This window comes from Mesorhizobium sp. M5C.F.Ca.IN.020.29.1.1, from assembly GCF_003997375.1.
Lineage (GTDB): Bacteria > Pseudomonadota > Alphaproteobacteria > Rhizobiales > Rhizobiaceae > Mesorhizobium > Mesorhizobium wenxiniae.
The window spans coordinates 1-4353 of sequence record NZ_RZSW01000531.1; the positions used below are offsets into that span (position 1 = coordinate 1).

The window sequence follows — 4353 nt, forward strand, 5'->3', positions numbered from 1 at the left end:
CGCTTTCCCGCGCTGCGCCTGGCCGTGGCGCCCGAAGAACTGAAGTTGCGCAAGGAGATCATCACTGGCGGGTTCGAGGAGTTCCCGGTGCTCTGGTGATGCGCGGACGCCGCCGGGAATCGCGATCTTCTCCGCAATTTGCCGGCGCGCCTGGCGCGCGGCCGGTCAGATCAGCCAGCCAACAGGTAACCAAGATGGACGTGCAAGAAACCACGGCAGCATGCCGGGACGCTTTCGCCGAACTGGCGTCGCCAGCGTGCATCCACGACCCGTATCCGTTCATGCGGTGGTTGCGCGAGCACGATCCGGTGCATCGCGCGGCGTCGGGCCTCTTTTTATTGAGCCGCCACGCCGACATTTACTGGGCGCTCAAGGCCACGGGCGATGCGTTTCGAGGACCGGCGCCGGGCGAACTGGCGCGCTATTTCCCGCGTGCGGCGACCAGCCTGTCGCTCAATCTGCTGGCGTCCACGCTCGCGATGAAGGAACCACCGACGCATACGCGTCTGCGCCGGCTGATCTCGCGCGATTTCACCATGCGCCAGATCGACAACCTGCGGCCGAGTATCGCGCGCATCGTCGCAGCGCGCCTGGACGGCATGGCGCCCGCGCTGGAGCGCGGGGAGGCGGTGGACCTGCATCGGGAATTCGCGCTGGCCTTGCCCATGCTGGTCTTCGCCGAACTGTTCGGCATGCCCCAGGACGACATGTTCGGGCTCGCCGACGGCATCGGCGCCATTCTGGAAGGCCTTAGCCCGCACGCCAGCGATCCCCAGCTCGCCGCGGCGGACGCGGCCAGCGCCAGGGTGCAGGCCTACTTCGGCGACCTCATACAGCGCAAGCGCACCGATCCCCGCCACGACATCGTGTCGATGCTGGTCGGCGCACATGACGACGATGCCGACACGCTGTCGGATGCGGAGTTGATCAGCATGCTGTGGGGCATGCTGCTGGGCGGCTTCGCCACCACTGCTGCGACCATCGACCATGCGGTCCTGGCGATGCTGGCGTATCCCGAACAGCGGCACTGGCTGAAGGGAGACGCCGTGGGGGTGAAGGCATTCGTCGAAGAAGTCCTGCGCTGCGACGCGCCCGCCATGTTCAGCTCCATTCCGCGTATCGCCGTGCGCGACATCGAACTGGGCGGCGTGGTGATCCCGAAGAACGCGGATGTGCGCGTGCTGATCGCGGCCGGCAATCGCGACCCGGACGCCTTCGCCGATCCAGACCGCTTCGATCCCGCGCGGTTCTACAGCACCAGTCCTGGCATGTCGACTGACGGGAAGATCATGCTGAGCTTCGGCCACGGCATCCACTTCTGCCTCGGTGCGCAACTGGCCCGGGTGCAGTTGGCCGAGAGCCTGCCGCGGATCCAGGCGCGCTTCCCCACGCTGGCATTGGCCGAGCAGCCGACCCGGGAGCCCTCCGCGTTCCTTAGGACGTTCCGCGCGCTGTCGGTGCGGCTGCATGCGCAGGGCGCGGCTGAGATGCGCGTCGTGGTCGACCAGGATCTGTGCGGAACTACCGGGCAGTGCGTGCTGACGCTGCCGGGCACCTTTCGCCAGCGCGAACCGGACGGCGTGGCTGAACTGTGCGTGGCGACGGTCCCGCAGGCGCTGCACGCCGCCGTGCGGCTCGCGGCCAGCCAGTGCCCGGTCGCCGCCATTCGGGTCATCGAAAGCGACTCTGGCGATGGCGAGCGCGCCAGCGCCGACCCTGCGCCTTCTCCGGCGGAGGCCTGGCGGCATGCCGCGGACACGATGGGACGGTTTGAAGGCAAGGTGGCCCTGGTGACCGGCGCCGGCGCCGGCATCGGCAAGGCATGCGCCCTCGCCATCGCGCGCGAGGGCGGCAGAGTGGTTGTGGCCGACATTGATGGCTCGGCGGCCATCGCCTGCACCGCGCAGATCGCGGCCGAAGCGGGCCATGCGCTGGCCCTGGCCATGGACATTGCCGATGCGCAGGCGGTGGCAGCGCTGTTCGAGACGGCGGAGCGGCACTTCGGTGGTGTCGACCTGCTGGTGAACAACGCGAGCGCCATGCATCTGACCCCGCGCGACCACGCGATCCTCGACCTGGACCTGGCGGTCTGGGATCAGATCATGGCGACCAATCTGCGCGGCACGCTGCTCTGCTGCCGGCAGGCCATCCCACGGATGATCGCCCGCGGCGGCGGCGCGATCGTCAACATGTCGTCGTGCCAGGGGCTCAGCGGTGACACCGCGCAGACGTCCTACGCCGCGTCGAAGGCGGCGATGAACATGCTGTCGGCCTCGCTCGCCACCCAGTACGGTCACGCGCAGATCCGCTGCAACGCGGTTGCGCCGGGTCTCATCATGACCGAGCGTCTCCTCGCCGAGCTGGACGAGTGCATGCAACGGCATCTGCGCCGGCACCAGCTCCTGCCGCGCGTCGGCCGCCCCGAGGACGTGGCCGCGCTGGTGGCTTTCCTGCTCTCCGACGATGCTGCGTTCATCACTGGCCAGGTCGTGTGCATCGACGGCGGCATGCTGGCGCATGTGCCGACATACGCCGACGGTGGCAACAGCCGCGCCGCGCGGCCTGCCGGCGACATCGCCGAAGCGGCCGCGGCGCCGCGCTGCTGATGGACATGCTGCTCAACCCGCTGGACCGTCGGCACCGGCTGCGGTACGACATCCCGGTCGTGCCCGGCGCTTTCCCCCTTGTCGGGCATCTTCCCGCCATCGTCTGCGACCTGCCGCGCCTGCTGCGGCGCGCGGAACGGACGCTGGGCAGCCACTTCTGGCTGGATTTCGGCCCTGCCGGCCACCTGATGACCTGCGTGGATCTGGATGCGTTCGCACTGCTCCGGCACAAGGACGTGTCCTCGGCGCTGATGGAAGAGATCGCGCCCGAATTGCTTGGCGGAACGTTGGTCGCCCAGGACGGCGGCGCGCACCGGCAGGCGCGCGATGCGATCAAGGCGGCGTTCCTGCCCAAGGGGCTGACCCAGGCCGGCATCGGCGACCTGTTCGCGCCCATCATCCTGGCGCGGGTGCAGGCGTGGCGCGACCGCGGCGACGTAACCATCCTGCGCGAAACCGGCGACCTGACGCTCAAGCTCATCTTCAGCCTCATGGGACTCCCCGCGCACGACCTGCCGGGATGGCATCGCAAGTACCGGCAACTGCTGCAGTTGATCGTCGCGCCCCCGGTCGACCTGCCCGGACTGCCCTTGCGGCGCGGCCGCGCCGCCCGCGACTGGATCGACGCGCAGTTGCGCCAGTTCGTCCGCGACGCGCGCGCGCATGCCGCGCGAACCGGGTTGATCAACGACATGGTGAGCGCCTTCGATCGCAGCGACGATGCGCTCTCCGATGACGTCTTGGTCGCCAATATCCGCTTGCTGCTGCTTGGCGGTCACGACACCACCGCCTCGACGATGGCCTGGATGGTGATCGAGCTGGCGCGGCAGCCTGTGCTGTGGGACGCCCTGGTCGAGGAGGCGCAACGCGTGGGCGCGGTGCCGACCCGACACGCGGACCTGGCGCAGTGTCCGGTCGCCGAGGCGCTGTTCCGCGAGACGCTGCGCGTGCATCCGGCGACCACGCTCCTGCCGCGTCGCGCGCTGCAGGAATTGCAACTCGGCCAACGGCGCATTCCCGCGGGAACCCATCTGTGCATTCCGCTCCTGCATTTCTCCACCTCGGCGCTCCTGCACGAAGCCCCTGATCAGTTCCGCCTGGAGCGGTGGCTGCAACGCACGGAGCCGATCCGGCCGGTGGACATGCTGCAGTTCGGTACCGGCCCACACGTCTGCATCGGCTACCACCTGGTATGGCTGGAACTGGTGCAGTTCTGCATCGCCTTGGCGCTGACCATGCACAAGGCCGGGGTGCGGCCCCGGTTGCTGAGCGACGCCGAAAAAGGCCGGCGCTATTACCCGACCGCACATCCGTCCGTGACAATCCGCATCGGATTCTCATGAGCTGGCATCGCCCGCCCCGGGTGGCGAGGCAGCGGCGCCGGCGACGCGCGGCATTGCTGCACTCGGCGCGCGCGCTCGGTGCGACGCCGGCAACACCGCGGCGGCTCGCCGCTCGCCGTGGCCGTCTCCTGTCAGGTACAAGGACATGAACAACATGCAGACCGGTTCCACGCTACACGACGACCGAACTGGCTTTTCCGCGCTCGGCGGATTGGGCGCGCAGGCGCGCGGCGCATCCGGCAGGCTGCTGCCGGAGATCTGGATGCAGGACGGCGTTAAGCGGGTCGAACAGGCGCTGGCGCGTCTCCTCTGCGCGGAAGACGACGGTGAGACCGAGCTGATGGCGGCGATGCGCTACGCCACCTTGCATGGCGGAAAGCGCACCCGCGCCTTGCTCTGTCTGG

General features: G+C 68.8%; 2 protein-coding genes and 3 pseudogenes. All 5 read left to right on the forward strand.

All coding sequences use genetic code 11. From position 1 onward, the window contains the following. Positions 1-194: 194 nt before the first annotated feature. A pseudogene (locus EOA85_RS40170) lies at positions 195-1478 on the forward strand (cytochrome P450); the annotation flags it as partial. A gap of 9 nt (positions 1479-1487) precedes the next feature. Continuing rightward, positions 1488-1661, forward strand: a pseudogene (locus tag EOA85_RS40175) (ferredoxin); the annotation flags it as partial. 99 nt (positions 1662-1760) lie between these two features. Beyond that, complete coding sequence (locus tag EOA85_RS40180) at positions 1761-2606, forward strand: SDR family oxidoreductase (protein ID WP_348627940.1); 846 nt, start codon at positions 1761-1763, stop codon at positions 2604-2606. Continuing rightward, complete coding sequence (locus EOA85_RS28930; RefSeq protein ID WP_127212038.1) at positions 2606-3949, forward strand: cytochrome P450; 1344 nt, start codon at positions 2606-2608, stop codon at positions 3947-3949. The genes EOA85_RS40180 and EOA85_RS28930 overlap by 1 nt, the downstream gene beginning before the upstream one ends. 154 nt (positions 3950-4103) lie before the next feature. Next, positions 4104-4353 (forward strand): annotated as a pseudogene (locus EOA85_RS28935) (polyprenyl synthetase family protein); the annotation flags it as partial.